Annotated in this window: 21 protein-coding genes, 1 tRNA gene and 1 pseudogene; 10 read left to right on the forward strand and 13 right to left on the reverse strand. The window is 67.1% G+C overall.

Features of this window, described 5'->3' with window-relative positions; all coding sequences use genetic code 11:
* Positions 1-37 precede the first annotated feature (37 nt).
* The 4 genes from ACTJI6_RS09485 to ACTJI6_RS09500 all read right to left on the reverse strand — a co-directional run bounded on the left by ACTJI6_RS09485 (position 38) and on the right by ACTJI6_RS09500 (position 4,215).
* The gene (locus ACTJI6_RS09485) at positions 38-1,543 is read right to left on the reverse strand and encodes a tripartite tricarboxylate transporter permease (protein WP_126154878.1); all 1,506 of its coding nucleotides are present in this window, start codon (positions 1,541-1,543) and stop codon (positions 38-40) included.
* 1 nt (position 1,544) lies between these two features.
* On the reverse strand, positions 1,545-2,105 hold the full coding sequence (locus ACTJI6_RS09490; protein WP_126154879.1) for a tripartite tricarboxylate transporter TctB family protein: 561 nt from the start codon (positions 2,103-2,105) through the stop codon (positions 1,545-1,547).
* A gap of 3 nt (positions 2,106-2,108) precedes the next feature.
* Complete coding sequence (locus tag ACTJI6_RS09495; RefSeq protein WP_440800107.1) at positions 2,109-3,080, reverse strand: Bug family tripartite tricarboxylate transporter substrate binding protein; 972 nt, start codon at positions 3,078-3,080, stop codon at positions 2,109-2,111.
* A gap of 61 nt (positions 3,081-3,141) precedes the next feature.
* Positions 3,142-4,215: a 4-oxalomesaconate tautomerase gene (locus tag ACTJI6_RS09500; RefSeq protein ID WP_440800109.1), complete on the reverse strand. Its 1,074-nt coding sequence runs from the start codon at positions 4,213-4,215 to the stop codon at positions 3,142-3,144.
* Positions 4,216-4,335: 120 nt separating this feature from the next.
* Here ACTJI6_RS09500 and ACTJI6_RS09505 point away from each other — a divergent pair, with 120 nt between their 5' ends.
* Entirely contained in the window at positions 4,336-5,220 is an 885-nt protein-coding gene (locus ACTJI6_RS09505; RefSeq protein ID WP_440800111.1) for a LysR family transcriptional regulator, read from the forward strand.
* A 20-nt stretch (positions 5,221-5,240) separates the two neighbouring features.
* Here ACTJI6_RS09505 and ACTJI6_RS09510 read toward each other — a convergent pair whose 3' ends face one another.
* The 3 genes from ACTJI6_RS09510 to ACTJI6_RS09520 form a co-directional block, all read right to left on the reverse strand.
* A complete protein-coding gene (locus ACTJI6_RS09510; RefSeq protein WP_440800113.1) occupies positions 5,241-5,639 on the reverse strand; it encodes a DUF2147 domain-containing protein in 399 nt (132 codons plus the stop codon).
* Positions 5,640-5,724: 85 nt separating this feature from the next.
* Entirely contained in the window at positions 5,725-8,145 is a 2,421-nt protein-coding gene (gene lon / locus ACTJI6_RS09515) for an endopeptidase La (protein WP_440800115.1), read from the reverse strand.
* Between the two features lie 145 nt (positions 8,146-8,290).
* Positions 8,291-9,637 (reverse strand): ATP-binding protein, encoded by a 1,347-nt coding sequence (locus tag ACTJI6_RS09520; RefSeq protein WP_440800117.1) that lies wholly within the window; start codon positions 9,635-9,637, stop codon positions 8,291-8,293.
* A gap of 34 nt (positions 9,638-9,671) precedes the next feature.
* Here ACTJI6_RS09520 and ACTJI6_RS09525 point away from each other — a divergent pair, with 34 nt between their 5' ends.
* From ACTJI6_RS09525 to ACTJI6_RS09535, 3 genes and pseudogenes are all read left to right on the forward strand, one after another.
* Positions 9,672-10,532 carry an MBL fold metallo-hydrolase gene (locus tag ACTJI6_RS09525; protein ID WP_440800119.1) on the forward strand — a complete coding sequence of 287 codons (861 nt, stop codon included), beginning with the start codon at positions 9,672-9,674 and terminating at the stop codon, positions 10,530-10,532.
* Positions 10,533-10,591: 59 nt separating this feature from the next.
* A tRNA-Asn gene (locus ACTJI6_RS09530) sits at positions 10,592-10,666 on the forward strand.
* Positions 10,667-10,778: 112 nt separating this feature from the next.
* Positions 10,779-11,705 (forward strand): annotated as a pseudogene (locus ACTJI6_RS09535) (IS5 family transposase).
* Positions 11,706-11,831: 126 nt separating this feature from the next.
* Here the strand turns inward: ACTJI6_RS09535 and ACTJI6_RS09540 are convergent.
* On the reverse strand, positions 11,832-12,332 hold the full coding sequence (locus ACTJI6_RS09540; protein WP_126155460.1) for an Lrp/AsnC family transcriptional regulator: 501 nt from the start codon (positions 12,330-12,332) through the stop codon (positions 11,832-11,834).
* Between the two features lie 145 nt (positions 12,333-12,477).
* Between ACTJI6_RS09540 and trxB the strand changes: the two genes are divergently transcribed.
* Complete coding sequence (trxB, locus tag ACTJI6_RS09545) at positions 12,478-13,473, forward strand: thioredoxin-disulfide reductase (RefSeq protein ID WP_440800122.1); 996 nt, start codon at positions 12,478-12,480, stop codon at positions 13,471-13,473.
* 199 nt (positions 13,474-13,672) lie between these two features.
* Here trxB and ACTJI6_RS09550 read toward each other — a convergent pair whose 3' ends face one another.
* From ACTJI6_RS09550 to ACTJI6_RS09565, 4 genes are all read right to left on the reverse strand, one after another.
* Entirely contained in the window at positions 13,673-14,620 is a 948-nt protein-coding gene (locus ACTJI6_RS09550; RefSeq protein ID WP_440800124.1) for a D-ribose ABC transporter substrate-binding protein, read from the reverse strand.
* 88 nt (positions 14,621-14,708) lie between these two features.
* On the reverse strand, positions 14,709-15,740 hold the full coding sequence (locus tag ACTJI6_RS09555) for an ABC transporter permease (protein WP_440800126.1): 1,032 nt from the start codon (positions 15,738-15,740) through the stop codon (positions 14,709-14,711).
* 25 nt (positions 15,741-15,765) lie between these two features.
* Positions 15,766-17,298, reverse strand: coding sequence for a sugar ABC transporter ATP-binding protein (locus ACTJI6_RS09560; RefSeq protein WP_440800128.1), 1,533 nt, complete (start codon positions 17,296-17,298; stop codon positions 15,766-15,768).
* A complete protein-coding gene (locus ACTJI6_RS09565) occupies positions 17,295-17,954 on the reverse strand; it encodes a DUF2291 family protein (RefSeq protein ID WP_440800130.1) in 660 nt (219 codons plus the stop codon). The genes ACTJI6_RS09560 and ACTJI6_RS09565 overlap by 4 nt, the downstream gene beginning before the upstream one ends.
* 369 nt (positions 17,955-18,323) lie before the next feature.
* On the opposite strand from ACTJI6_RS09565, the gene ACTJI6_RS09570 reads away from it, so the two are divergent.
* The 5 genes from ACTJI6_RS09570 to ACTJI6_RS09590 are packed head-to-tail and all read left to right on the forward strand — an operon-like array spanning position 18,324 to position 24,441.
* Entirely contained in the window at positions 18,324-19,886 is a 1,563-nt protein-coding gene (locus ACTJI6_RS09570; RefSeq protein WP_440800132.1) for an FGGY-family carbohydrate kinase, read from the forward strand.
* A gap of 1 nt (position 19,887) precedes the next feature.
* Positions 19,888-21,417, forward strand: coding sequence for a glycerol-3-phosphate dehydrogenase (locus ACTJI6_RS09575; RefSeq protein WP_440800134.1), 1,530 nt, complete (start codon positions 19,888-19,890; stop codon positions 21,415-21,417).
* A gap of 5 nt (positions 21,418-21,422) precedes the next feature.
* A complete protein-coding gene (locus ACTJI6_RS09580; protein ID WP_440800136.1) occupies positions 21,423-22,355 on the forward strand; it encodes a sugar phosphate isomerase/epimerase family protein in 933 nt (310 codons plus the stop codon).
* Positions 22,355-23,500, forward strand: a complete 1,146-nt coding sequence (locus ACTJI6_RS09585; protein ID WP_440800138.1) for an iron-containing alcohol dehydrogenase — start codon at positions 22,355-22,357, stop codon at positions 23,498-23,500. Before ACTJI6_RS09580 ends, ACTJI6_RS09585 begins: the two co-directional genes overlap by 1 nt.
* Entirely contained in the window at positions 23,500-24,441 is a 942-nt protein-coding gene (locus tag ACTJI6_RS09590) for a sugar-binding transcriptional regulator (protein ID WP_440800140.1), read from the forward strand. Before ACTJI6_RS09585 ends, ACTJI6_RS09590 begins: the two co-directional genes overlap by 1 nt.
* A gap of 149 nt (positions 24,442-24,590) precedes the next feature.
* Here ACTJI6_RS09590 and tkt read toward each other — a convergent pair whose 3' ends face one another.
* Positions 24,591-26,621: a transketolase gene (gene tkt / locus ACTJI6_RS09595; RefSeq protein WP_440800142.1), complete on the reverse strand. Its 2,031-nt coding sequence runs from the start codon at positions 26,619-26,621 to the stop codon at positions 24,591-24,593.
* Between the last annotated feature and the right edge of the window lie 140 nt (positions 26,622-26,761).

Genomic DNA, 26,761 nt, shown 5'->3' on the forward strand with positions numbered 1-26,761 from the left:
GAAGGACGAACGCGGCCCGAAGGCCGCGTTCCAGGGATCAGTCCTCGACGAAGATCTCGTCTCGGGATTTTCGGATCGAGGGCAGGACGGCGATCACCAGGGCTGCGGCGCCGACCAGCAACAGGCCCAGCGACAGCGGCGAGGTGACGAAGGTCGTCATGCTGCCGTCCGAGATGATCAGCGCCTGGCGCAGCTTTTCTTCCAGCAGGCGGCCCAGCACGAAGCCCAGGGCCAGCGGCGCCGGTTCGAAATGCAGCTTGTAGAGCGCGAAGCCCACCAGCCCCATGATGCCCGCCATGATGACCTGTGCGCCGTCGTTCGAGATCGAGAACAGGCCGATGCAGCAGAAGGCGACGATGGCCGGGAACAGCAGGCGGTAAGGCACCTTCAGCAGCTTCACCCAGACCCCGATCAGCGGCAGGTTGATGATGACCAGCATCAGGTTGCCGATCCACATCGAGGCGACCAGGCCCCAGAACAGGTCGGGGCTGTTCTGGATCACCTGCGGGCCGGGGACGATGCCCTGGATCATCATCGCGCCGACCATCAGCGCCATCACCGCATTGGGCGGAATGCCCAGCGTCAGCAGCGGGATGAAGCTGGTCTGCGCGCCCGAGTTGTTGGCCGATTCCGGGCCTGCCACCGCTTGCGGCACGCCGGTGCCGAAATCCTGCGGCCGGTCCGAGATGCGCTTTTCCAGCGCATAGCTGGCGAAAGGGGCCAGAATCGCGCCGTTGCCCGGCAGAACCCCCAGGACCGAGCCCAGGCCGGTGCCGCGCAGGATCGCGCCCAGGTTCTGGCGCAGTTCGGTAAGGGTCGGCAGCAGGCGGCCGATCTTGCCGCGCATCACGTCGCGCTTTTCGGGGTCGGCGAGGTTCTTGAAGATCTCGCCGAAGCCGAAGACGCCCATGGCCAGCACGACGAATTCGATCCCGTCGGTCAGCATGTAGATGTCGAAGGTCATGCGCTCGCGCCCGGTTTCCATGTCGGCGCCGACGCAGGACAACAGCACCCCCGCGACGATCATCGCCAAGGCCTTGACCAGCGAGCCATGCGCCAGGACCACCGCCAGGACCAGGCCCATGATCATCAGCGAGAAGTATTCCGCAGGCCCGAACAGCAGCCCCAGCCTGGTCATCGGCATCGCCAGCGCGGCGATCACGATGGTGGCGATGGTGCCCGCGATGAAGGATCCGATCGCGGCCAGACCCAGGGCCAGCCCGGCCTGGCCCTTCTTGGCCATCTCGTGCCCGTCGATGGCGGTGACGACCGCCGTCGCCTCGCCGGGGATGTTGACCAGGATGGCGGTGGTCGAGCCGCCGTATTGCGCGCCGTAATAGATGCCGGCCAGCATGATCAGCGCGCCGGTCGGGTCCAGCGACAGCGTCACCGGCAGCAGGATCGAGATGGTCGCCACCGGACCCACGCCCGGCAGCACGCCCACCAGGGTGCCGATCAGGCAGCCCAGAAAGCAGAAGAAGATGTTTTGCAGGGTCGCCGCGACCGACAGGCCCAGACCCAGATGTTCGAACATGGCCATCATGTCAGTATCCGATCAGCCAGGGCGCGACAGGCAGAGACAGCCCCAGCGCGTAACGGAACAGCCCGATGCAGACTGCGGTCAGGATCGCGGCGAAGATCACCAGCTCGCCCAGGCGGACATCCTTGGCGGCAAGGCCCGACAGGATCACCGCCAGCGGCGTGGCGACGGCCATGCCCAGGGTCGGCACCTCGAACGATCCGAAATGGTGGCCGCGGATGGTGATGGCGAACAGGAATACCCCGATCAGCACCGGCAGCATGTCGCGAATCGGCCAGCGGCCGGTGGATTCGGGCCGGTCCTTCCAGGTCACGGCCAACTGCACCGCGCCCAGCACGATCAGGATGATCGACAGCGCGCGAGGCAGCATCCCGGACCCGACGCCGGATTCGCTGCGGAAGGGCAGGTCGGCACCGGCATAGAGGGCGAACAGTCCAAAGGCCACAAGGCTAAGACCCGCGATCCTTTCGCGGCCGAGCCACGGATTGGACGGCGGCGGGGCCGGCGAGGTCGGATGCCCCGGCGGGACATCGACCTGGATCACCTCGGCGGTATCCTGGCTCATGGCTTATTCCACCTTGATGTCGGCGGCCTTGACGACATCGCCCCAGCGGGCGCGCTCGGCCGCCATGAAGTCCGCGAAGTCTTGGCCGACCAGATGCGACGGGACGCCGCCATCCTTTTGCAGGCTTTCGATGAAGGCCGGGTCGGACAGCGTTTCCGCCGTGGCGGCGGCCAGCTTGTCGCGCACGTCCTGCGGCAGGCCGGTCGGCCCCAGCAGGCCATACCAAGCCGAGGCGTTGTAGTCCGGCAGCGCCGATTCGGCGACCGTCGGCACGTCCGGCAGCCCGGAGAAACGCTCTTTGCCGGTCACGGCCAGGGCCTTCAGCGTGCCGTCCTGCACCAGCCCGATCACCGAGGGAACCGTCGTCACCATGAAGTCGACATGGCCGCCCAGCAGGTCGTTGATCGCCGGACCCGCGCCCTTGTAGGGAACATGCTTCAGCTTCACACCGGCCATCTGGCCCAGCAGCAGCGTGGCCACATGGCTGGCCGAGGCATTGCCCGCCGAACCGTAGACCAGTTCGCCCGCCTTGGCCTTTTCCAGCAATTCCTGCATCGAATTGACTTCAAGGCTGGGACCGGCGACGACCACCAGTTGCGCGTCGGCGATCATGGCGATGGGATCCAGCGTTTCCGCCGGGTCGTTGCGCAGCTTGAAGATATGCGGGTTGACGACCATCGGCCCCTGGTTGCCGATCAGCAGCGTGTAGCCGTCGGGCTGGGACTTGGCGACCACGTCGGTGCCCATGTTGGCGGCGGCGCCGGGGCGGTTCTCGACGATGACGCGGCCGCCCAGGGCTTCTTCCAGCCGGGCGGCGAAGACGCGGGCGATGGCGTCGGTGCCGCCGCCGGCCGCATAGGATACGACGATGGTGACGGGCTTGGACGGATAGTCCTGCGCGGCGGCGGGCAGCGCGGACAGCGCGAGGCTGGCGGCCGTGACGCCCAGCATGACGCGGCGGGTAAAGCTGAACATTGTTATAGTCCTCCCTTGGGGTTCAAACGGTCCGGGCGGTTCCTCGGCGCCCGGAATAGGGTCAGTTGCGGCGGCGGACCAGGGCAGCGCCCTCGAACAGGCGGCGGCAGGTCCGGGTGACGAAGACGATAGGCGTGCCCCCGGCGGCCAGATCGATCTCGACGCGGACATCCATCCGTCCGGTCGGGTGTTCAAAGGTCAGGTCGGCGGGAAATTGCAGTTCCGGCAGCGCCGCCCCGACGATGCTGTCGGGCAGGGTGGCGGCGATGGCGACCGACACCGCGCCGGTCGTCGCCAGGGACGTATGGCAGGCATGGGGCGTGAAATACCGCACCGCCAGCGTGCCGCCCTGCGCGGGCGCGCCGATCAGGACGGGCTTGGGCAGCACCGATCCGCCGACATCGCCCAGTCCCATGCGCCGCCCGGCCTCGATGCGGACCGCTTCCAGCCGGGCCAGGAAGGCCGCGTCCCCGTCCAGCCGGGCCGCGCTTTCCGATCCCGTCAAACCGAAGGTCTCGGCCCGCGCGATCACCACCGGGGTGGCCCCGTCGATCAGCGAGACCGGGACGCCCTCGATGATTTCCTGCGGTGTTCCCGACGGCAGCAGCCGCCCGGTCTTGGCGCCGATGGCCTCCAGGAAGGCCAGATAGACCGGCGCGGCGGTGCCCGGCACCCCGTCGATCGAGGCATCGCCCTGATAACGCAATTCGCCGCCGGGGGTCTGGATGCGGGCCTCGATGATCTTGCCGGTGTTCACGTTATGAACCTTGACGCGGGTTTCGCCGCTTTCCGCCGGGACCAGCCCCTGTTCGATGGCGAAAGCGCCCACGGCGGACAGCATGTTGCCACAGTTCGGGCCGGTATCCACCACCCGGTCAAGAACATTGACCTGGGCGAACAGGTAATCGACATCCGCCCCGTCCCGCGTGGACGGCCCGACGATGGCGACCTTGGACGACAGCGTGTTGCCGCCGCCGATGCCGTCGATCTGCAACGGATGGCCCGATCCCATGATCTCGACCAGCAGGGCGTCGCGCTGCCGGGGGTCCGTGGGCAGGTCGCGTTGCAGGAAGAACGGCCCCTTCGAGGTACCGCCGCGCATCATGACGCAAGGGATGCGGATCTGATCGTCCACGATGATTCTCCTCTGCGGCACCTCCTGCCGCCTTGGAGACCCGGAATGCGCTATCGGGACTGTGTTGTGAATTGCAAAGAATTCGTCTATTGTTGCGCAATGCGGAACAATTTCGAATTCTTGGACCTTCGCGCCTTTCTGGCGGTGCTTGAACTGTCCTCGTTCAACGAGGCCGCGCGGCACCTGAACCTGTCCACGCCCGCCCTGTCGCGCCGGATCAAGGCCTTCGAAGAGGCTGTCGGCGCGCAGTTGATCGAACGCACCACCCGGCGCGTCGCCCCCACCCAGATCGGGCGCGAGTTGATGCCCCTGGTCCGGCGGCTTGTCGATGAATTCGAGGAATCGATCCTGTCGATCTCTGACCTGCGCGGGCGGCACCGCGCGCAGGTGACGCTGGCCTCGGTCCCGACGGCGGCGTTCTATTTCCTGCCCCGCGTGATCGAGGCGTTCAACAGCCGCTTTCCCGGCATCCGCTTCCGCATCATGGACCTGTCCGCGAACGAGGGGCTGGACGCGGTGGCCAACGGAGAGGTCGAATTCGGCATCAACATCACCGGGGCGACCCGCGACGACCTGATCTTCACGCCGCTTCTGGAGGATCCCTTCGTGCTGGCCTGCCGCCGCGATAACCCCTTCGCAACCGCCAAGGCGCTGCCCTGGACGGCGCTTGAGGGTCATCCGCTGATCGGCGTGTCGAAGAAATCGGGCAACCGCGCCGTGCTGGACCAGGCCCTTGCGGCGGCCAACCAGCAATTGGACCTGAACTGGTTCTACGAGGTCAACCACCTGTCCACCTCGCTGGGCCTGGTCGAGGCGGGGCTGGGCGTATCGGTCCTTCCGCAGATGGCGACGCCACAGCGCGAACATCCGCTGATCGCCACCGTTCGGCTGGAAAAGCCGGTGGTCAGCCGGTCGATCGGCCTGGTCGAACGCCGGGGCGCGAAACTCTCGCCATCCGCCATCCGCTTCCGCGACATGCTGGTGAACGAATGGGGGCGGTCCTAGCCGTCACGAATCAACAGCGGCTATTCCACCCGCTGCCATGTCCCGGCGTTGCGGCAGATCATCATGATGCAGCCGCCTACCTCCAGCCGGTCGCCGCGCAAGGTGAGGCGCGCGGTATAGCTGCGGCCGGTTTCGGGATTGATGATGCGGCCCTTGCCATAGCCGCCGCTGCCCGTGGGCAGCACACCGGACAGGATGGCAGCCCCCAGATCACCTGCCGCGACCTCCTGGCCTGCGGCATCGAAGGTGCGGATGACCGTGCCGCACAACCCGCCGCCGCAAGGCGCGATCCGGACATGGCCGAAACCGCCGTCCTTGCCGGGCTGGGTTTGCCAGACGCCTGTCAGCGGATCGGCGGCCCAAGCGGGCAGGGCGAAGGACAGCAGGGCAGCCAGAACCGGGACAATGGCAGATTTCATGGCGCGACCCTGATGGCGCGGTTCAGCGATGTATCTGATCCGCATGAAAAAACAGGGCCGGTGCGAACCGGCCCTGCCTGAGGCCTCAATGGGCGACGGCGCTGCCGCCGGTGCGGTCGTCTCGCGGGGCGGCGACCCGGCGGGCGGCCTCGGCCGCTTCCTCGGCCGCCTCGTCCCATTCGACGGGTTCCGGCATCCGCACCAGGGCGTGCTTCAGAACCTCGCGGACGTTGCTGACCGGGATGATGGTCAGGCCGGTCTTCACGTTGTCCGGGATCTCGGCCAGATCCTTTTCGTTATCGGCGGGGATCAGCACCGTCTTGATGCCCCCGCGCAACGCCGCCAGCAGCTTTTCCTTCAACCCGCCGATGGCCAGCACGTTGCCGCGCAACGTCACCTCGCCCGTCATCGCCACGTCCTTGCGGACCGGGATGCCGGTCATGACCGACACGACCGAGGTAACCATGGCGATGCCCGCGGACGGCCCGTCCTTGGGCGTGGCGCCTTCGGGAACGTGGACGTGGATGTCGCGCTTGTCGAATTCCGGCGGCTTCACCCCGATTTCCGGGCTGATGGACCGCACGAAGCTGGAGGCCGCGTCGATCGATTCCTTCATCACGTCGCCCAGTTTCCCGGTCGTCTTCATCCGCCCCTTGCCCGGCAGGCGCAGCGCCTCGATCTGCAACAGATCGCCCCCGACCGAGGTCCAGGCCAGGCCCGTCACCACGCCGACCTGATCCTCTTTCTCGGCCAGGCCGTAACGGTGGCGCCGCACGCCCAGGTATTCCTCGGCCTTGGCGGCATCGACCGTCACGGACTTGACCTGACCCTTGAGGATCTCGGTCACGGCCTTGCGCGCCAGCTTGGCGATCTCGCGTTCCAGCGACCGCACCCCGGCCTCCCGCGTGTAATAGCGGATCACATGGGTCAACGCCTCGTCCGTCACCTCGAACTCGCCCTTGCGAAGGCCGTTCGCCTTGATCTGCTTGGGCAGCAGGTGCTGGCGCGCGATCTCGCGCTTTTCGTCCTCGGTATAGCCGGACAGGCTGATGATCTCCATCCGGTCCAGCAGCGGGCCAGGCATGTTGTAGCTGTTGGCCGTGGTCACGAACATCACGTTGGACAGGTCGTATTCCACCTCAAGATAGTGGTCCACGAAGGTCGCGTTCTGTTCGGGATCCAGAACCTCGAGCATCGCCGAGGCCGGGTCGCCGCGGAAATCCTGGCCCATCTTGTCGATTTCATCCAGCAGGATCAGCGGGTTGGTGGTCTTGGCCTTTTTCAGCGCCTGGATGATCTTGCCGGGCATCGAGCCGATATAGGTCCGCCGGTGGCCCCGGATCTCGCTCTCATCGCGCACACCGCCCAGCGAGATGCGGATGAATTCGCGGCCCGTGGCCTTGGCGACCGACCGGCCCAGCGAGGTCTTGCCGACGCCCGGAGGGCCGACGAGGCACAGGATCGGGCCTTTCAGCTTCTGGCTGCGGGTCTGCACGGCCAGATACTCGACGATCCGTTCCTTGACCTTTTCCAAGCCATAGTGATCGGCGTCCAGGATCTTTTCGGCCGCGACCAGATCCTTGCGGGTGCGCGACTTCACGCCCCAGGGCAGCGACAGCAGCCAGTCCAGATAGTTGCGGCTGACCGTGGCCTCGGCCGACATCGGCGACATCGACTTCAGCTTTTTCAGTTCGGCCTCGGCCTTGTCGCGGGCCTCCTTGCTGAACTTGGTCTTGGCGATCTTTTCCTCAAGCTCGGCGATCTCGTTCTGGCCGTCCTCGCCGTCGCCCAGTTCCTTCTGAATGGCCTTCATCTGCTCATTCAGATAATATTCGCGCTGCGTCTTCTCCATCTGGGTCTTGACGCGCGACTTGATCTTCTTCTCGACCTGAAGCACGGACATCTCGCCCTGCATCAGCGAATAGACCTTCTCCAGCCGCTCGGCCACGTCCAGCGTGTCCAGCAGATCCTGTTTCTTGTCCAGGGCGATGCCCATGTGGCCCGCCACAAGGTCGGCCAGCTTGCCGGGTTCCTTGGCCTCGGCCACCGCGGTCACGACTTCCTCGGGGATGTTCTTGCGGACCTTGACGTAACGCTCGAACTCCTCGGCCACGTTGCGGACCAGGGCGGTCACGGTGGCCTGGTCGCCCGGCGTTTCGGCCAGCACGATGGCGGTGGCCGCGAAGTGATCGTCGTTCGGCACGAACTCGGTGATCTGCACCCGCTCACGCCCCTCGACCAACACCTTGACGGTGCCGTCGGGCAGCTTCAGCAGTTGCAGCACGTTGGCCAGAACGCCGGCGCGGAAGATGCCGTCCTCCTCGGGTTCGTCGACCGAGGCGTCCTTCTGGGCGGCAAGCAGGATCGGGCTGTCCGATTCCATGACCGCTTCCAGCGCACGCACCGATTTTTCGCGACCCACGAACAGCGGAACGATCATGTGGGGAAAGACCACGATGTCGCGCAGCGGCAGCACCGGATAGGTCGAAGATGCGAATTCGTTCATTATGCGTTCCTTTCTGCCCGAAGCCGTGGCCCCGTCATGGCGGCGCACGGCCCCTGCACCGCATCAATCTAGGGGGGTGTCATGCGACGTTCAATATCATGCGAAGAATACCGCATATTTCCCGCCCGCGCAGCGCCGCCACAACCTATCGCGGAATGACGATTTCCGCACGCAGCCCGCCCAGCCGCTGCCCGCGCCCCAGCCGCAGTTGCCCGCCATGGGCGCGGGCCACGTCCGCTGCGATGGCCAGGCCAAGCCCCGCGCCGCCGCCGCTGTTGCGCCCCCGCGCCGGATCCAGACGGGTGAAGGGCCGCATCGCCGTATCCAGGCTGTCGTCGGGGATGCCGGGGCCGTTGTCCTCGACCCCGATGCGCAGGCTGCGCGGACCCAGGGCGGCGTCCAGTTCGGCGCGTGTGCCATGGCGCGCGGCATTGCCCAGCAGGTTTTCCAGGGCGCGCCGCAGCATGTCGGGCCGGAACGTCGCCCGCCCGCCCGCATCTCCCTCCAGGCTGCGCAACGCGACCCGCTGGCCCGCCCGCTGCGCGTCGGCGACGATGCCGTCCAGGAAGTCGGCCACCGATGTGGGTTGGGGCGGGCTGTCCTGCGCCTCGTCCCGCGCATAGTCCAGGAAAGCGTCGACCATGCGGTTCATCTCGGCGATGTCGGCCTCCATCGCGCGCAGATCCTCGTCCTCGGGGGGAAGGTCGGGCGACATCATCGACAGGCCCAGCCGCAGCCGCGTCAGGGGGGTGCGCAGGTCGTGGCTGATCCCCGACATCATCAGCTTGCGCTGTTCGTTCTGGCGTTCCAGCCGGTTACGCATGTCCAGGAAGGCGGTGCCCGCGCTGCGCACCTCGGACGCGCCCGACGGGCGATAGGGCACCATCCGGCCCTTGCCGTATTCCTCGGCCGCCTCGGCCAGGCGGCGGATCGGGCGCAGTTGGTTGCGCAGGAACACCGTGGCGATCCCGGTCATCAGCAGCGAGGTGAAGACCATCAGCACCAGCAGCTGATGCGGGTTCGAGGCGCTGACCCGACTGCGGTCGAAGGCCAGCGTATAGGGACCGGCCGCGCCGTCCACCGTGACGATCACCCGCTTGTCGTCGCTGGCCAGATCGATGGCGGCGATGTCGCCCAAGGCCTCGCGCAGAACCTCGATCACCACACGCCCCGAGAAGTCATAGAACAGGCGCCGGTCGCCCTGGCCTGGACCCGCGGGGGCCCCGATGGTCACCCCCAGGGGGGCCGCGATGTCCTGGCCCGCCGCAGGCCGGCCGCCCGCCTGGTCGATGCGCGCGGCGACAAAGGCCAGTTCGCGCGCCATGCTGCTGCTCATCTGCCGGGTCACGCCTTCGAAATGGCGTTGCAGGAACATGACGCTGACCACCAGCGTGACCACCACCACCGGCAGGAACAGGATCAGCGCCGCGCGCCCGTAAAGCCCGCGCGGCAGAACCCCCTTCATCCAGCCGCCGTCCGCCTGGTTTGCCATGGCAATCCTTTTTCGTCGTGCTAAGGCTAATGGCATGGACGGACGAACGAAAGACCCCCTGCGCATCCTGGCCCCGAACCCCTCGCCCCTGACGGGACCGGGCACGACGACCTTTCTGCTGGGCGAACGGGATGTCGCGGTGATCGACCCCGGTCCCGACGATCCCGGCCACCTGGCGGCGATCGTCGAGGCGGGGCAAGGGCGGATCAGCCATATCCTGGTGACCCACGCGCATCTGGACCACAGCGCGGGCGCGCGAACGCTGTCGAAGATGACCGGGGCGCCCGTCCTGGCCTTCGGAGACGCGCTGTCAGGACGCTCACCGATGATGCGGCGGCTGGCGGACGAAGGCGTCGGCGGGGGCGAGGGACTGGATCTTCGCTTCGCCCCCGACCTCACCCTGCATGACGGGCAGGTCATCCAGGGCGAAGGGTGGGATCTGACCGCCCTGCACACCCCCGGCCATTCCGGCGGCCATCTCAGCCTGCTGTGGGGCGACCGGATCTTTTGCGGCGATCTGGTGATGGGCTGGTCCTCGACCATCATCTCGCCGCCTGACGGGGATCTGGCGGATTACCTGCGATCCCTGGACCGCCTGGCGCAGATGCGCCCCCGCCGCCTGCTGCCCGCCCATGGCGACACCATCGAGGATCCGCTGACCCGCTTGACCGAACTTGCCGCCCACCGCCGCCAACGCAGCGGCCAGATCCTGACGGCATTGCGCGACGGCCCCGCCGACGCGGCGATGCTGGCGGGCCGCATCTATGACGTGGCCCCGGTCCTGCTGCCCGCCGCCGCCCGCAATGTCCTGGCCCATCTGCTGGCCCTGACCGACCTGGGCGCGGTCGCCGCGCTTGATCCGCTTGGCCCCGGAACAAGATTCATGTCTTTGTGAAAAAATCCTCTTCCGCCCACTGGACGGCCCCCGATGGCATTGCTATACGGCCCCCGTGTTCCGGCGTAGCTCAGCGGTAGAGCAGTTGACTGTTAATCAATTGGTCGTAGGTTCGATCCCTACCGCCGGAGCCAAAACTTTCCAAGCTACGAGATTTGTTGCGTAATTCCACCCTTCGGGGGCTTTGTTGCGCTATCCCTCGGTTGTCGGATTCATGTCTGTGCGTCGGCGGGTTAGATTGACGGCATGAGCAGGCCTGACCCGCTATTTCGCACGACGAACTGATCCAGTTACAGTCAGGCACCGAAGCGGCGTGGCTCGCTGATCGTGTGGTTTGACCCTAAGATGTCGTGGTTCGTGGCGCTGAAGGGCAGGCCTGGCCATCCTGAGAGGTTCTCGGCGGCGGCCATTCCGTTCTGCCTCTCGATCACGGTGCTGTTCGGGCTGCCGCTACGGCAAACGACGAGGTTCGTGGAGAGCCTGCTGAGCCTGCCCGGGCTCACTGGCAGGTGCCGGATTACACGACGCTTTGCCGCAGGCAGAAGCACGCGAATGTTCAGATCCCGTATCGTGCATCATCCGGACCGTTGCACTTGCGAGTGGACGGCACGGGTATCAAGTTCTCTGGTGAGGGTGAGTGGCAGGTGCGCAAGCACGGAGCCAGCCGCCGCAGGCCATGGCGCAAGATCCACATCGGTATCGATGCCGAAACCCTTGAAGTTCGCGCGGTGGAGATGACGGGCAACCGCATCGGTGAGGCGCCCGTTCTGCCGGACCTGCTGGCGCAGGTCCCGCTGCAAGAGCGGATCGGCAGCGTTACCGCCGACGGCATCCATGACACCAAAGGATGTCACACCGCCATCGCGGATCGAGGGGCCATGCCATCATACCGCCGCGACGGAATGCCAGGGTCTGGAAGGGCCACGATCCCGGCCTGCAGGCGCGAAACGAAGCGCTACGTGCCTGCAAGCGGTTCGGGCGGGCCAACGGGAAGAAAGGTCCGGATATCACCGACAAAGTCGCGTCGCGGCCAAGATGAGATGCCTCGAGCTCCTGGGCGAGCGTATCATGGCCAGAGACTTCGACAGGCAGGATGCGGAGGTTCGGATCCGCATCGCACTCATGAACCGCTTTACATCACTCGGGACGCCCGAGACCGTCCGTATGCGCTGAAGATAGACGGGAAAGGGACACTTCCGACCTCATCCCGAATAGCGCAACAAAGCCATCATAAATTAAAAAAATCAAATGGTTAAATTAATATTAGCAGGCGTAAAGCGCGTGCTTGCACGCACGTTCTCACCCCGCCTCCCTTACCCGTTCCTCGACCACCTCGAAGGGCACCCCCGGCTGATCCTTCGCCGCCCGGATCACCAGCGAGGTCTTGACGCTGGCGACGTTCGGCGCCGCCGTCAGCGATTGCGTCAGGAACCGCTGGAAGGTCGATAAATCCGGCGAGACGCATTTCAGGATGAAGTCGATCTCTCCGTTCAGCATGTGGCATTCGCGGACCAGCGGCCAGTTCTGCACAAGCGCCTCGAAGGCCGAGAGGTCGCGTTCGGACTGGCTGGCAAGGCGGACCATGGCGAAGACCTGCACTTCGAACCCCAGTTCGCGCGCGTCGATGTCGGCGTGGTATCCGCGGATGAAGCCCGTCTCCTCCAGCGCCCGGACCCGGCGCAGGCAGGGCGGGGCCGAGATGCCGACACGGCGGGCAAGCTCGACATTGGTCATTCGGCCGTCGGCCTGCAATTCGGCCAGGATCTTGCGGTCGATGTCGTCCAGTTTCGCGCCGGCCATGCTGTTCTTTCTTGATCGGGTTCTTGGCGTTGCCAGAAACTACAATGCGGGCATCGCGCCCGCAACATTCTTTCCGAGCGCGTCCTGCGTTGCAGAGTCGGATGGGAAGGACTACCTCATGCACAAACACCGGATGGGACGCAAGATGACCGATACGACGCATGTGAAACTTCTGATCATCGGCTCTGGCCCGGCGGGCTATACCGCCGCCGTCTATGCCGCGCGGGCCATGCTTAAGCCGATGCTGATCCAGGGGATGCAGCCCGGCGGCCAGCTGACCATCACCACCGAGGTCGAGAACTGGCCCGGCGAGACCGAGATCCAGGGCCCCGAGCTGATGGTCAAGATGGAGGAACACGCCCGCGCCATGGGGGCCGAGATCGTCGTGGACATGGTGACCTCGCTGGACCTGCAACGGCGGCCCTTCACCGCCACCTGCGACAGCGGGCGCGTGGTCACGGCGGATGCGGTGATCCTGGCGACCGGCGCGCAGGCCCGCTGGCTGGGCCTACCGTCCGAGGAGAAATTCAAGGGCTTCGGCGTGTCCGCCTGCGCCACCTGCGACGGCTTCTTCTATCGCAACCGCGAAGTACTGGTGATCGGCGGCGGAAACACCGCCGTCGAGGAAGCGCTGTTCCTGACCAAGTTCGCCAGCAAGGTGACGCTGGTCCACCGCCGTGACAGCCTGCGGGCCGAGAAGATCCTGCAACAGCGCCTGTTCAAAAACCCCAAGGTCGAGGTGATCTGGGACCACGAACTGACCGAGGTTCAGGGGGTGGATACGCCGCTGGGCGTGACGGGCGCGGTCCTGACCTCGACCCAGGACGGCAGCACGCGCACGGTTCCGGCGGACGGCATCTTCGTGGCCATCGGCCATGCGCCCGCCAGCGACCTGGTGCGCGGCCAGCTGGACCTGCACAACGGCGGCTATGTGAAGGTGGAACCGGGCAGCACCCGCACCTCGATCCCCGGCGTCTTCGCGGCGGGCGACCTGACCGACCACATCTATCGCCAGGCGGTGACAAGCGCGGGCATGGGCTGCATGGCGGCGCTGGATGCCGAACATTGGCTGGCCGAACACGACGCGGCGGGCGAACCCGATCCGGAGCATGGGGAACTGCCCGAAGCGGTCGCGGGGTAGGCGGGGCCTATCGACTGGCCGGATCACGACTGTTCGGCTTGGTGGCACCCCCTTCTTGCCTTCGTCTTCCGGCTTTGAGCAATTGGTCCGGGCGAATGTCCACTGGACATTCACCTGCCGGACCTCTGGTCCCGTTGTGCCAGACACAAAAAAGCCGGGGTCGTTGCCCCGGCTTTTCCTGTCATGCGCGGAATGCGTTTTACTGCGTCAACGTGAACGGCGCCGTGATCTGGTCCACGTTGTCGGCATTCACCAGCACGCAGTCGAACAACTGCTTTTCGGTGTCCACACCGGTCGAGCCGGTCTTGATGAAGTTGTCGGCCTGGCGCACGGCTTCCTCGGCGAAAACCGCGACGGGTTGCAGCACGGTATACTGCATCTCTCCGGCCTTCACTGCCTCGACCGCGTCGGGAGATCCGTCGAAGCCGCCGACCTTGACCTGGTCCAGCTTGCCCGCCTCTTTCAGCGCGGCGATCGCGCCGAGCGCCATTTCATCGTTGCCCGAGATCACGCCGATGATGTCGGGATTGGCTTGCAGCAGCGACTGCATCTTCTGATAGCCCTGAGTGCGGTCCCAGTTGGCGACCTCTTGCCCGACCTTCACCAGGTCGGGATACTGGGTCAGCACGGTCTCGAACCCGTTCGAGCGTGTCTGGGCGTTGTTGTCGGACGGCGCGCCGAACAGTTCGACATAGTTGCCGGCATCGCCCACCGCCCCGACCCAGGCCTGCGCGCCAAGGGCCGCGCCCTGGGCGTTGTTCGACACCAGCTGCGCCTTGGCCAGGCCTTCCTGGTTGATCTCGGCATTGATCAGGATCACCGGGATGCCCGCGTCGACGGCCTTCTGCACCGCGCCCACTGACCCGTCGGCATTGGCCGGATCCATGATCAGCGCCACCGACTTGTTGGTGATCGCGGTGTCGACCAGGGTGCTTTCGGTATTGGTGTCGCCCCGGTGGGCGGCGACGTTGGCGGTATAGCCCAGTTCCTCGGCGGTCTTCTTGGCGACCTCGCCCTCGGTGAACCAATAGGGGTTCGCGGGGTCGTTGACGATGATGGTGATCAGCCCCTCGGCCTGGGCCGCGGCAGCCATCAGCGGCAGCGAGGCGGCGGCGGCAAGCAGCGCGCGGCGGGTCAGTTTGAACATGGTTTCTCTCTCCCTTTGGGTTGGTTGACTGCCTTGAAGCAGGGATGGGCCGCCCAGGCCCCCTGGCCCGGACGGAAAGGAATGGTCGTCAGGACTTGCGTCCGCCGCGCCCGTACTGGATCGAGTTCATCAGCACCGCCAGCACGATCACCGCGCCGGTGAACACCGTCTGCCAGTATGAACTGACGCCGATGATCACCAGGCCCGCCGACAGGAAGCCGATCACGAAGGCCCCCAGCATGGTGCCGCGCACGCCGCCGCGCCCGCCGGTCAGGGCCGCGCCGCCGATCACCACCGCCGCAATGGCGGTCAGCTCATAGGTGGTCCCCGCCGTCGGCCCGGCCGAGGTCAGCTGCGAGGCCAGCACCAGCCCCGCCACCGCCGCCAGCGCGCCCGAGACGGTATAGACGGTGATCTTGACCAGCCGCACCGGCACGCCCGACAGTTCCGCCGCGCGTTCGTTCCCGCCCGAGGCGTAAAGCCACCGCCCGAAGGCCGACCGCGACAGCATCAGCCCGGCCAGGATCGCCACCACCGCCAGCACGATCACGCTGATGGGGATGCCCCACAGCCGGTTGAAGCCCAGCCAGTTGAAGCCGGTGTTGCCAAGCGCCTCGGAGCCCCGCAGATTGTTGTAGGTCAGCCCGTTCGTCATCAGCAGCGCGACGCCGCGCGCCACATACATGACGCCCAGGGTGGCCACGAAGGGCGGCACCTTGAAGAAGGCGACCAGCACCCCGTTCAGCGCGCCGACCAGTGCGCCCACGGCAACGGTCAGCACCACCACGGCCCAGACCGGCGGGTAAAGGATCACCCCGGCCCATTCCAGCGTGACGCCCTGCATCATCGCGCCCGCCACGACGCCGCACAGCGCCAGGATGGATCCGACCGACAGGTCGATGCCGCCGTTCAGGATCACCAGCAGCATCCCGATGGACAGGATGCCATAAATGGCGACCTGCGACGACATGATCAGGAAATTGCTGACCGTGAAATAGTTCGGCGACAGGAACGAAAACACCGCGATGATGGCGATCAGCGCGAAGAAGGCGCGGCCTTCCAGCAGCAGGCGGCCCAGGCTGAAGCCGTCGGGCTTGGCGGCGGCGGTCGTGGCGGACATCAGGTTTCCTCCCTCACATGATCCGTCAGGCAGCCACGGACTCGCCCGAGGCGGCCATGATCTTTTCCTTGGTGACGGTGGAATCGAATTCGGCCGAGATCCGGCCCTTGTGCATGACCACGATCCGATGGGCGACGGACAGGCATTCGCCGACCTCGGAGGTGGAATAGATCACCGCAAGCCCCTGGCGCGCGCCCTCGGCCAGCAGGCGGAAGACCTCGGCCTTGGCGCCGATGTCGATGCCGCGCGAAGGTTCGTCCAGCAGGATCACGCGGGGTTTCGTGGCCAGCATCTTGCCGATCACCACCTTCTGCTGGTTGCCCCCCGACAGCGACCCGATGGGCGCAGCGCCGCCCGCCGTCTTGACGGTGACGCTGCGGATGCTGTCCTCGATCAGTTTGCGTTCCGCCCGCCTGTTGGTGAACAGCCCGCGCGTGAAGTCGCGGATGGATGCCAGGGACAGGTTCTGGCCGACGCTCATCGTCTGGACCAACCCGTCGCGCTGCCGGTCCTCGGGGACCAGGGCCAGGCCGCGGGCGATGCGTTCGGCGATCGACAGGTGGCTGATCTCCTGGCCCTCCAGCACGATCTCTCCGGCGCTGGCGCGCAGCCGTCCGGCGCAGGTTTCCAGCAGCTCGGTGCGCCCGGCGCCCATCAACCCATAGATGCAGACGATTTCCCCGGCGCGCACGTCCAGCGACAGATCGCGGACCAGATCCTTGCCGGTCGCGTCCGGCACCGACAGGCCCCGGATCGACAGGGCGACGCCCTGCCCGGCGCTGTCGGGCGGGCTGCCCAGGTCGTAATTCTCGCCCACCATGTTGCGCACGATCCAGTCCAGGTCGATTTCGGCGCGCGGCGCATAGGCGGTCATGGTGCCGTCGCGCAGCACCACGGCGTGGTCGGTGATGGTCAGCGCCTCTTCCAGGTGGTGCGAGATATACACGATGCTGACCCCCTTGGCGGTCAGGTCGCGGATCACCTTGAACAGCACCTCGACCTCGGATGCCGACAGCGCGCTTGTGGGTTCGTCCATGATCAGGATGCGGCTGTCCACCGACAGGGCGCGGGCGATTTCCACGATCTGCTGCTGGCCCAGGCGCAATTCCTCGACCGGGGTGAGGGGGTCGATCTCTTCCTCCAGTTCCTCCATCAGCAGCCGGACCTGGCGTTCCTCCTCGGCGAAATCGACGCCCATCGGGCCGTGGATTTCGCGGCCCATGAAGATGTTGTCGCGCACCGACAGGTTCGGGGCCAGGGACAGTTCCTGGTGGATGATGGAAATGCCCCGGTCGCGCGCCTCGTTGGCGCTGGCAAAGCTGACCGGCTGGCCGTCCAGGATGATCTGGCCGCTGGTGGGCCGGATCACGCCCGACAGGATCTTCATCAGCGTGGACTTGCCCGCGCCGTTTTCTCCGAACAGCGTCGTGACCTGGCCGCGATGGATGTCGAAGTTCACGCCCTTCAGCGCGTGGACGTTGCCGTATGACTTGGCGACGTTGCGGGCGGCCAGCACGACCTCGGCCGCGTCGGGGGCGCCTTGGATCTGCGCGCTCATTGGACCGACAGCTCCACCGGGGTGATCATCCAGTTCTTGGGGTTGATCAGGCGGAAGGCGCCGGTGACGGTCACGGTCTTGCCGGTCAGGTTCGCCGTGTCGATCCCGTCCAGAACGGCAGCCTTCATGGCGCGGTTGATGCCCGATCCGGCGTCCTGGTATTCGATCTGGTTCTTGAAATTGCCGAAGGCGATATCGCCCGGCGCGTCGCGCAGGTCGGTGCCGTTGATCGCCGGGCCGGTCTGGACGCGGACCGTGATGTCCGGGGGGACGCCCTCGACCGCCACCGGATAGACGCCCGATCGAGGCTCGCCCGCGACGCCGGTCAGGGTCACGAACAGGATCGCCCCGGTGGACGAGGCGGTGCCGTATTTCGCGGCGGCCGCGTCCTTGTCGGCCAGAACCTCGGGCGCCAGCGTCGCGGCGTCCACCGCCTTTTCCGTCACGAAGGCCTGGATGCGCGGAAACTCGGTCTGGCCGTAGGTATCGGCGGAAAAGGCCTGCGCTCGCACGTCCGATTCGGATCCGATATGGACCACGGTGGTATCAAGCGCGATGCCGCCGACCAGCAGAACGGCAGCCGCAATGCCGATCAGCAGGCCGCGCCGCGAGGATGCGGGGGCCTTGGGCGCGGGAGAGGTGATGGTCTGCGTCATGGATGATCCCTTGGGCCAAAGATGCGGATCAGCGGGCGCGGAACCGGGACCGCGCGGAACCCCGGCGCGGCGCCGGGCATTCACGGATCGAGTGATGCATGTCCGATTCTCCCCCCTGCTTTCCCTGCGGCGCTGCCTGCGATTCCCGGACCGCGATGGACAGGCCAGGCAGTGGCGCCTCCTCATGATGCCCGTGCCCTGATGCACACCCTAACTGAAAATAATTTCGGTGTCTGCAAAAAAATGCATTCCCGATCCCTGTCCTTTCGTGTATGGATTTCGGACGGGGCGTGGTCCTGCGATGGACCTGCGCAGGAGGAATTGGAATGAACGCCGACGCATTCGGCCCGGCTGGCAGGGGCTTTGTCCATGGCCGGTCGTGACATCCTGATCGGCGTCGATGCCGGAACCTCGGTCATCAAGGCGGTGGCCTTCGACCTGGCGGGTCGGCAGGTCGCGGCGGCCTCGGTGCCGAACCGCTATCATTCGGGGATGGACGGATCGGCCACGCAGTCGCTGTCCCAGACCTGGGACGATTGCGCCGCCGCCCTGCGCGGGTTGGGCGCCAAGGTGGACGGGCTGGCGGGCCGCACGGCGGCGCTGTCGGTGACGGCGCAGGGCGACGGGACGTGGCTTGTGGGCAAGGGCGGGCCGGTGTCCGATGCCTGGCTGTGGCTGGACGCGCGCGCCGCCCCGACGGTGGCGCGGCTGGCGGGCGGACCCGCCGATCGCGCTCGGTTCGAGGCCACGGGCACGGGGCTGAACACCTGCCAGCAGGGCGCGCAGATGGCGCATATGGATGCCCAGACCGACCTGCTGGACCGGGCCGAGGTCGCGCTGCACTGCAAGGACTGGCTGTATCTGAACCTGACGGGCGTGCGCGCCACCGATCCGTCCGAGGCCAGCTTCACCTTCGGCAATTTCCGCACCCGCCAGTATGACGATTCGGTGATCGCCGCGCTTGGCCTGACCCACCGCCGCAACCTGCTGCCGCCGATCATCGACGGCAGCCAGGTCACCCATCCGCTGACGCCTGACGCCGCGCGCCAGACCGGGCTTCTGGCGGGCACGCCGGTCGCCTTGGGCTATGTGGACATGGTGATGACGGCACTTGGCGCGGGTGTCTATGGCGGCGCGGCGGGCGACGTGGCCTGTTCGACCGTGGGATCCACCGGCGTCCATCTGCGCGCCGTCCGCGCCGAGAACGTGCATCTGAACGACCAGGGCACCGGCTATGTGATCTGCCTGCCGATCCCTGGGATTGTCACGCAGGTGCAGACCAACATGGCGGCGACGCTGAACCTGGACTGGGTGCTGGGGCTGGCGGCGGGGCTGCTGTCGGACATGGGCCATGCCGTCACCCATCGCGATCTGGTCGCCCATATCGAGGGCTGGCTGGCGCAGGCCCGCCCCGGCCAGATCGTCTATCACCCTTATATCTCGGAGGCCGGGGAACGCGGGCCGTTCGTCAATGCCGATGCCCGCGCCGGATTCGTCGGCCTGTCGGCGGGCCACCGCTATCCCGACCTGATCCGCGCCGTGGCCGAGGGGTTGGGCATGGCCATGCGCGACTGCTATGCCGCCATGGGTCCGCTGCCGTCCGAACTGCGCCTGACCGGCGGCGCGGCGCGGTCTCGCGGGTTGCGCGGGATCCTGTCGGCCAGCCTGAACGCGCCCGTTCGCGTGTCGGATCGCGACGAGGCCGGCGCCGCGGGTGCCGCGATGATGGCCGCCGTCGCCATCGGCGCCTATCCCGACATGGACGCCTGCATCGCCGAATGGGTCACGCCGCTGCTGGGGGAACCCGAAACCCCCGATCCCGCCCTTGTCGCCGCCTATGATGCGCTGTTTCCTGCCTTCACCGCGTCGCGCCGGGCCTTGCCGCCCGCCTGGGACGCGCTGGCCGCGGCCCGATCCCTGAAAGGACACTGAGATGAGCCATGACACCGACATGATCGACCTGTTCGTCATCGGCGGCGGCATCAACGGCGCGGGCATCGCGCGCGATGCGGCGGGCCGGGGCCTGAAGGTCGTGCTGTGCGAAAAGGACGACCTGGCACAGGGCACCTCGTCCCGGTCGGGCAAGCTGGTCCACGGGGGGCTGCGCTATCTGGAATATTACGAATTCCGCCTAGTCCGCGAGGCGCTGATCGAACGCGAGATTCTGCTGAACGCCGCGCCGCACATCATCTGGCCGATGCGCTTCGTGCTGCCGCATTCGCCGCAGGACCGTCCCGCCTGGCTGGTCCGGCTGGGGCTGTTTCTCTATGACAATCTGGGCGGGCGCAAGAAGCTGCCCGGCACCCGCACGCTGGATTTGCGCCGCGACCCCGAGGGCGCGCCGCTGCTGAACCAGTATCACAAGGGATTCGAATACAGCGACTGCTGGGTGGACGATTCCCGCCTGGTGATCCTGAACGCCCTGGGCGCTGCGGAGAAGGGCGCGACCGTCCTGACCCGCACCCCCTGCATCTCGGCCCGCCGCGAGAACGGCGCCTGGACCGTCCAGACCCGCGACGAGGCGACCGGAGAGATCCGCAGCTTCCGCGCCCGCTGCGTCGTGAACTGCGCGGGGCCGTGGGTCAGCGACGTGATCAACAACGTCGCCGGGTCCAATTCCAGCCGCAACGTCCGTCTGGTCAAGGGCAGCCATATCATCGTGCCGAAATGGTGGGCGGGGGCGAACGCCTATCTGGTCCAGAACCACGACAAGCGGGTGATCTTCATCAATCCCTATGAAGGCGACCTGGCGCTGATCGGCACCACCGACGTGGCCTATGAGGGCCGGGCCGAGGACGTGGCGGCGGGCGAGGACGAGATCGCCTATCTGCTGGCCGCCGTGAACCGCTATTTCAAGGAAAAGCTGCGGCGCGAGGACGTGCTGCATTCCTTCTCGGGCGTGCGGCCGCTGTTCGACGACGGCAAGGGCAACCCCTCGGCCGTCACGCGGGATTACGTCTTCGACCTGGACCAGACAGGCGGCGCGCCGCTGCTGAACATCTTCGGCGGCAAGATCACCACCTTCCGCGAACTGGCCGAACGCGGGATGCACCGCCTGCGCGGCATCTTCCCCAGGATGGGACCGGACTGGACGGGCGAGGCCCCCCTGCCGGGCGGAGAGATCGCCAATGCCGATTTCGAATCCTTCGTGGAATTGCAGCGCGAACTGAACCCCTGGATGCCGCGCCCGCTGGTGCTGCACTACGCCCGCCTCTATGGCGCGCGGACCAAGGACGTGATCGCGGGCGCGATGGGGATCGACGGGCTGGGCCGTCACTTCGGCGGCACCCTGTACGAGGCCGAGGTCCGCTATCTGGTCGCGAAGGAATGGGCGCAGACGGCCGACGACATCCTGCTGCGGCGCACCAAGCATTACCTGCACCTGACGCAGGCCGAACGCGACGCCTTTGCCGACTGGTTCGCCGGATCCGGCCTGGCCGCCGACCTGAACCGGGCCGCGTGACCGCCATGTCCCTGACCCTTTCGCTGAACACCAACCCGCTGGTCAACCGCTTCGCCGACCCGGACGACCTGATCGACACCGTGGCGCGCGACCTGCGCATCCGCGACCTGCAACTGACCCACGAATTCATCAACCCGTCCTGGCCCGCCCCGGTGATCCGCCGCCTGACGCGCCGGATGGGCGCGGCCCTGGACCGGACCGGCGTCCGCGTGACCAGCGGCATGACCGGGCCGTACGGGCGGCTGAACCATTTCGGCCATCCCGACCGCGACGTGCGGCGATACTATGTGGACTGGTTCAAGACCTTCTCCGACATCATCGGCGACCTGGGCGGCAGCAGCGTGGGCACGCAGTTCGCGATCTTCACCTATCGCGACTACGACGACCCCGCGCGGCGCGAATCGCTGATCCAGACCGCCATCGACGCTTGGGCCGAGGTCGCGGACCACGCCAAGGCCGCCGGGCTGTCCTATGTCTTCTGGGAACCGATGAGCGTCGGGCGCGAGTTCGGCGAAACCATCGCCGCCTGCATGGACTTGCAGGACCGGCTGACAGCGGCAGACATGGCCGTGCCGATGTGGATGATGGCCGATATCGACCACGGCGACGTGACCAGCCCCAACCCCGACGACACCGACCCCTATGCCTGGGCGCGGGCGGTGCCGCGTGTCTCGCCCATCATCCACATCAAGCAGTCGATGATGGACAAATCGGGCCACCGCCCCTTCACCGCCGAATACAACGCCAGGGGCCGGGTCCAGCCCGAACCGCTGCTGGCGGCCCTGGCCGAAGGCGGCGCCGTGAACAACGAAATCTGCCTGGAGCTGTCCTTCAAGGAACGCGAACCGAACGACCGCCAGGTGATCGCCCAGATCGCCGAAAGCGTGGCCTTCTGGGCGCCGCATATCGACAGCGGCGCCGGGGATCTGAGGGTGTGATGCAGCCCTTTGCCTTCGCCACCGCCACCCAGATCCTGTTCGGCAGGGGGCAGGCGGATCATGCCGCCCCGCGCATCGCGGCGATGGGGCGGCAGGTGCTGCTGGTCCATGGCCGCGACGGCGCGCGCGCCGCATGGCTGGCCGAGGCTCTGGCGGGGCAGGGATGCCGTGTCGCTCGCTTCGCCGTGCCGCGCGAACCGGACATGGATCTAATCGGCGACGGCATCGCGGCGGGGCGGGGCGCGCAGGTGGTTGTGGCGCTTGGCGGCGGCGCGGCGATCGACACGGGCAAGGCCGTCGCCGCGCTGATCCCCGCCACCCGCCCGATGCTGGATCATCTGGAGGTCGTGGGCCAGGGCCTGCCGCTGGACCACCCGCCCTTGCCCTTTGTCGCCATCCCCACCACGGCAGGCACCGGGGCCGAGGTCACGCGCAACGCCGTGATCGGCGTGCCGGAACACCGCCGCAAGGTCAGCCTGCGCGACGCCCGGATGCTGCCGCGCCTGGCCATCGTCGACCCCGTTCTGACCGATGGCTGTCCCCGCGCGGTGACGCTGGCCTCGGGGCTGGACGCCATCACCCAGGTGATCGAGCCGTTCACCTGCACCCGCGCCAACCCCCTGACCGATGCGATCTGCCGCGACGCGATCCCGCGCGGGCTGGCGGCGCTGCGGCGGCTGATGGAGGCCGAGGATGCGCATGCCCGCGACGACATGGCCTGGGTGTCGCTGGCGGGCGGATTGGCCCTGGCCAATGCGGGCCTTGGCGCGGTTCACGGCCTGGCCGGGCCGCTGGGCGGGTTGACCGGCGCGCCGCATGGGGCGATCTGCGGGGCGCTGCTGCCGCCCGTGCTGATGGCCAACCGCTGCGCCGCGACCGACCCTGCCGCCGTCGACCGGCTGGATCAGGTCGCCCGCTGGATCGGCGCCGCCTTCGACACCCCTTTCGCATCGGTGCCCGAGGCCGCCCGCGCCCTGGCCGACTGGTCCCACCGCGCGGGACTGCCCGCCCTGTCTGCCTTGGGCATCGGCCCCGAGGCGCAGGCGGCAGCCGCCGAAGCCGCCGCGACCTCCTCTTCGATGAAGGCCAATCCCGCGGCCCTGACCCCCGGCGACCTGCGCCGGATCATGGAGGATGCGGGCTGATGGCGCGCGGCGATCCCGAACAAAGCCTGGCGATCCGCGCGGCCTGGCTGCATTACGCGGGCGGGCTGACCCAGGCGGCGGTCGCCAAACGGCTGGGCGTGACCGGCGTCAAGGCCCATCGCCTGATCGCCCGCGCGGTGGCGGACGGCGTCGTGAAGGTCAGCGTCGATGGCGAGATCGTCGAATGCGCCCTGCTGGAGGACCGCCTGTGCCAGCAATACGGCCTCGAATTCTGCGAGGTCGCGCCCGATCTGGGTGAGGACGGGGCGCCCTTCCGCGCCCTGGGTCTGGCCGGGGCCAGCTTCCTGCGCCGCCAGATCGAAAGCGGCGAACATCGCGTCATCGGCCTGGGCCACGGCCGCACCCTGGCGGCGGCGGTGGAACAACTGCCGCGCTTCGATGCCAACGGGACGCATTTCGTGTCGCTGCTGGGCGGGCTGACGCGGCATTATTCGGCCAACCGTCATGACGTGATGCACCGGCTGGCCGAAAAGACCGGCGCGCAGGCCTATGTCCTGCCGGTGCCCTTCTTCGCCAATTCCGAATCCGACCGCGCGGTGCTGCTGGCCCAGCCGGGCGTGGCCGAGATCTTCGATCTGGCGAATGGCGCCGGGCTGAAGGTCGTGGGCATGGGCACCGTCGATCCCGGCGCCCAGCTTGTCGCCTCGGGCATGATCGAGCCGCGAGAGATCGACGAAATCCGCGCGGGCGGCGGCGTGGGCGAGATGATGGGCCATTTCTTCGATGCCGACGGGCGGGTGCTGGAAACCATGCTGTCGGCGCGCACACTGTCGGCTTCGCTGGACGGCCCCGACGACAGCCGCACCGTTGTGATCGCGGGCGGCGCCGACAAGGTTCAGGCGATCCGGGCCGCGCTGCGCAGCGGACGGCTGCGCGGGCTGATCACGGACGAGGCGACAGCGGAAGCCCTGGTCGGCTGACCCGCGCGCCCTCTCCTTCTTCTTTGAAAAAATACCCTCGGTGGGCGTTGCGGCCTCGCCGCAACCGGGGGGCAGACAGCCCCCCGCCTTGGGCGCAACGAAAACGGCCCGCGCAAGGCGGGCCGTCCTTCACGACTCGGGTCGTCGGTTCATTTCCCCGTCAAGGCCTTGGCCCGCGCGACGATGGCGTCCGTGGTGATCCCGAACTCCTGATACAGCCGGTCGATGGGGGCGGATGCGCCAAAGCCGGTCATGCCGATCACGTCATCCTCGGAGGCGACATAGCGGGTCCAGCCGAACTTGCCTGCGGCCTCGACCGCGATGCGCGGCGCGTCGCCCAAGGTGGCCTTGCGATAGGCCTCGGGCTGGGCGTCGAACAGCTCCCAGCTGGGCATCGACACCACGGCGACGTTCAGCCCCTGGGCGTGCAGCGCCTCGCCCGCCTGCACCGCAAGCTGCACCTCGGTCCCGGTCGCGATTAGGGTCACGTCGCGGCCCTCTCCGAACTGGCGGATCACATAGGCGCCCTTGGCGGTCAGGTTCTCGTCGCCCGCCTCCAGCCGCAGTTGCGGCACGTCCTGGCGCGACAGCGCCAGCAGCGACGGCACGTTGCGGTTGCGGATGGCGATGTCCCAGGCTTCCAGCGTCTCGACCGTATCCGCCGGGCGCAGCACCGTCAGGTTGGGGATGGCGCGCAGCGATGCCAGATGCTCGATCGGCTGGTGGGTCGGGCCATCCTCGCCCAACCCGATGCTGTCATGGGTCATCACGAAGATCGTGCCCACGCCCATCAGCGCCGCCAGGCGGATCGCGTTGCGGGCATAGTCCGAAAACACCAGGAACGTCCCGCCATAGGCGATGAAGCCGCCATGCAGGTTGATGCCGTTCATGGCCGCCGCCATGCCGAATTCGCGCACGCCATAGCCGATGTAACGGCCCGGCGCCTCGCGCGTATACTGGCTGTCCACGGCCTTCACGCGGGTCAGGTTCGATCCGGTCAGGTCGGCGGAACCGCCGATCATCTCGGGCAGGGCGGCGGTCAGGGGTTCCAGCGCCATCTGGCTGGCCTTGCGGGTCGCGGCCTTCTTGGGATCCGCGAACAGGGCATCGCGCGCGGCCTTCAGGGCCGAATCGTAAGCCTCGGGCAGGGTGCCCGACAGGCGGCGTTCGAACTCGGCACGGACATCGGCGCTGCGATCTTTCAGCCGCGCTTCCCAGGCCTCGCGGTCGGTGGCGCCGCGGGTGCCGATCCGGCGCCATTCCGACAGCAGATCGTCCGGGATCACGAAGGGATCATGAGGCCAGCCGATTGCCTCGCGGGTCAGCGCGGCCTCGTCGCGGCCCAGCGGCGATCCGTGGACCGCATAGCTGCCGGCCTTGTTGGGCGACCCGAAGCCGATCACCGTCTTCATGGCGATCAGCGAGGGCTTGCCGGTCTCGGCCTTGGCCGCCGCAATCGCGGCATCCAGGGCCTTGCCGTCATGGCCGTCGCAGGATTGCACATGCCAGCCGCAGGCCTCGAACCGGGCGGGCACGTCCTCGGAGAAGCTGATCGAGGTCGGCCCGTCGATGGTGATCGAGTTGTCGTCATACAGCACGATCAGCTTGCCCAGGCCCAGGTGGCCCGCAAGGCTGATCGCCTCTTGCCCGATGCCCTCTTGCAGGCAGCCGTCGCCGGTGAAGACATAGGTGTGATGATCGACCAGATCGTCGCCGAATTCGGCGGCCAGGCGGCGTTCCGCCAGCGCCATGCCGACGGCGGTGGCGATGCCCTGGCCCAGCGGGCCGGTCGTCGTCTCGATCCCCTTGGCATGGCCGTATTCCGGGTGGCCCGCCGTAATCGATCCCCACTGGCGGAAGTTCTTCACCTGCTCCAGCGTCATGTCCTCGTACCCCGTCAGGTGCAGCAGGCTGTAGAGCAGCATCGAGGCATGGCCGTTCGACAGCACGAAGCGGTCGCGATCCGGCCAGTCGGGGTTCTTGGCGTCGAATTTCAGGTGGTTGCGGAACAGCACGGTGGCCGCGTCCGCCATGCCCATCGGCGCGCCGGGATGGCCCGAATTCGCCGCGTTCACCGCGTCGATGGACAGCGCGCGGATGCAGTTAGCCAGCGCGAAGTTCTGCGGGTCCAGGTCGGCCTTGGCGGCGATCTTGGGGTCTTTGGGCGAATCTAGGGGCATGTGGTCCTCCGACGGTTTGGGGCTGAATACCCCGGACGGCCCGCCACCACAACAATAATCACAAAATGCCGTCACAATGTCACAAAAATCATGTTGCGATTTTCGCAACAAGTGTTACAAAGCCCCCAACCCAGGAGGAT

The organism is Paracoccus sp. 22332 (assembly GCF_052045125.1).
Classification (GTDB): Bacteria; Pseudomonadota; Alphaproteobacteria; order Rhodobacterales; family Rhodobacteraceae; genus Paracoccus; species Paracoccus haematequi_A.

Excerpts from the sequence above, each read along its gene's own strand:
- ACTJI6_RS09485 (WP_126154878.1), bottom strand. The coding sequence starts at position 1,543 with ATGATGGCCATGTTCGAACATCTGGGTCTGGGCCTGTCGGTCGCGGCG.
- ACTJI6_RS09490 (WP_126154879.1), bottom strand. The coding sequence starts at position 2,105 with ATGAGCCAGGATACCGCCGAGGTGATCCAGGTCGATGTCCCGCCGGGG.
- ACTJI6_RS09495 (WP_440800107.1), bottom strand. The coding sequence starts at position 3,080 with ATGTTCAGCTTTACCCGCCGCGTCATGCTGGGCGTCACGGCCGCCAGC.
- ACTJI6_RS09510 (WP_440800113.1), bottom strand. The coding sequence starts at position 5,639 with ATGAAATCTGCCATTGTCCCGGTTCTGGCTGCCCTGCTGTCCTTCGCC.
- lon (WP_440800115.1), bottom strand. The coding sequence starts at position 8,145 with ATGAACGAATTCGCATCTTCGACCTATCCGGTGCTGCCGCTGCGCGAC.
- ACTJI6_RS09520 (WP_440800117.1), bottom strand. The coding sequence starts at position 9,637 with ATGGCAAACCAGGCGGACGGCGGCTGGATGAAGGGGGTTCTGCCGCGC.
- ACTJI6_RS09525 (WP_440800119.1), top strand. The coding sequence starts at position 9,672 with ATGGACGGACGAACGAAAGACCCCCTGCGCATCCTGGCCCCGAACCCC.
- ACTJI6_RS09540 (WP_126155460.1), bottom strand. The coding sequence starts at position 12,332 with ATGGCCGGCGCGAAACTGGACGACATCGACCGCAAGATCCTGGCCGAA.
- trxB (WP_440800122.1), top strand. The coding sequence starts at position 12,478 with ATGACCGATACGACGCATGTGAAACTTCTGATCATCGGCTCTGGCCCG.
- ACTJI6_RS09550 (WP_440800124.1), bottom strand. The coding sequence starts at position 14,620 with ATGTTCAAACTGACCCGCCGCGCGCTGCTTGCCGCCGCCGCCTCGCTG.
- ACTJI6_RS09555 (WP_440800126.1), bottom strand. The coding sequence starts at position 15,740 with ATGTCCGCCACGACCGCCGCCGCCAAGCCCGACGGCTTCAGCCTGGGC.
- ACTJI6_RS09560 (WP_440800128.1), bottom strand. The coding sequence starts at position 17,298 with ATGAGCGCGCAGATCCAAGGCGCCCCCGACGCGGCCGAGGTCGTGCTG.
- ACTJI6_RS09565 (WP_440800130.1), bottom strand. The coding sequence starts at position 17,954 with ATGACGCAGACCATCACCTCTCCCGCGCCCAAGGCCCCCGCATCCTCG.
- ACTJI6_RS09570 (WP_440800132.1), top strand. The coding sequence starts at position 18,324 with ATGGCCGGTCGTGACATCCTGATCGGCGTCGATGCCGGAACCTCGGTC.
- ACTJI6_RS09575 (WP_440800134.1), top strand. The coding sequence starts at position 19,888 with ATGAGCCATGACACCGACATGATCGACCTGTTCGTCATCGGCGGCGGC.
- ACTJI6_RS09580 (WP_440800136.1), top strand. The coding sequence starts at position 21,423 with ATGTCCCTGACCCTTTCGCTGAACACCAACCCGCTGGTCAACCGCTTC.
- ACTJI6_RS09585 (WP_440800138.1), top strand. The coding sequence starts at position 22,355 with ATGCAGCCCTTTGCCTTCGCCACCGCCACCCAGATCCTGTTCGGCAGG.
- ACTJI6_RS09590 (WP_440800140.1), top strand. The coding sequence starts at position 23,500 with ATGGCGCGCGGCGATCCCGAACAAAGCCTGGCGATCCGCGCGGCCTGG.
- tkt (WP_440800142.1), bottom strand. The coding sequence starts at position 26,621 with ATGCCCCTAGATTCGCCCAAAGACCCCAAGATCGCCGCCAAGGCCGAC.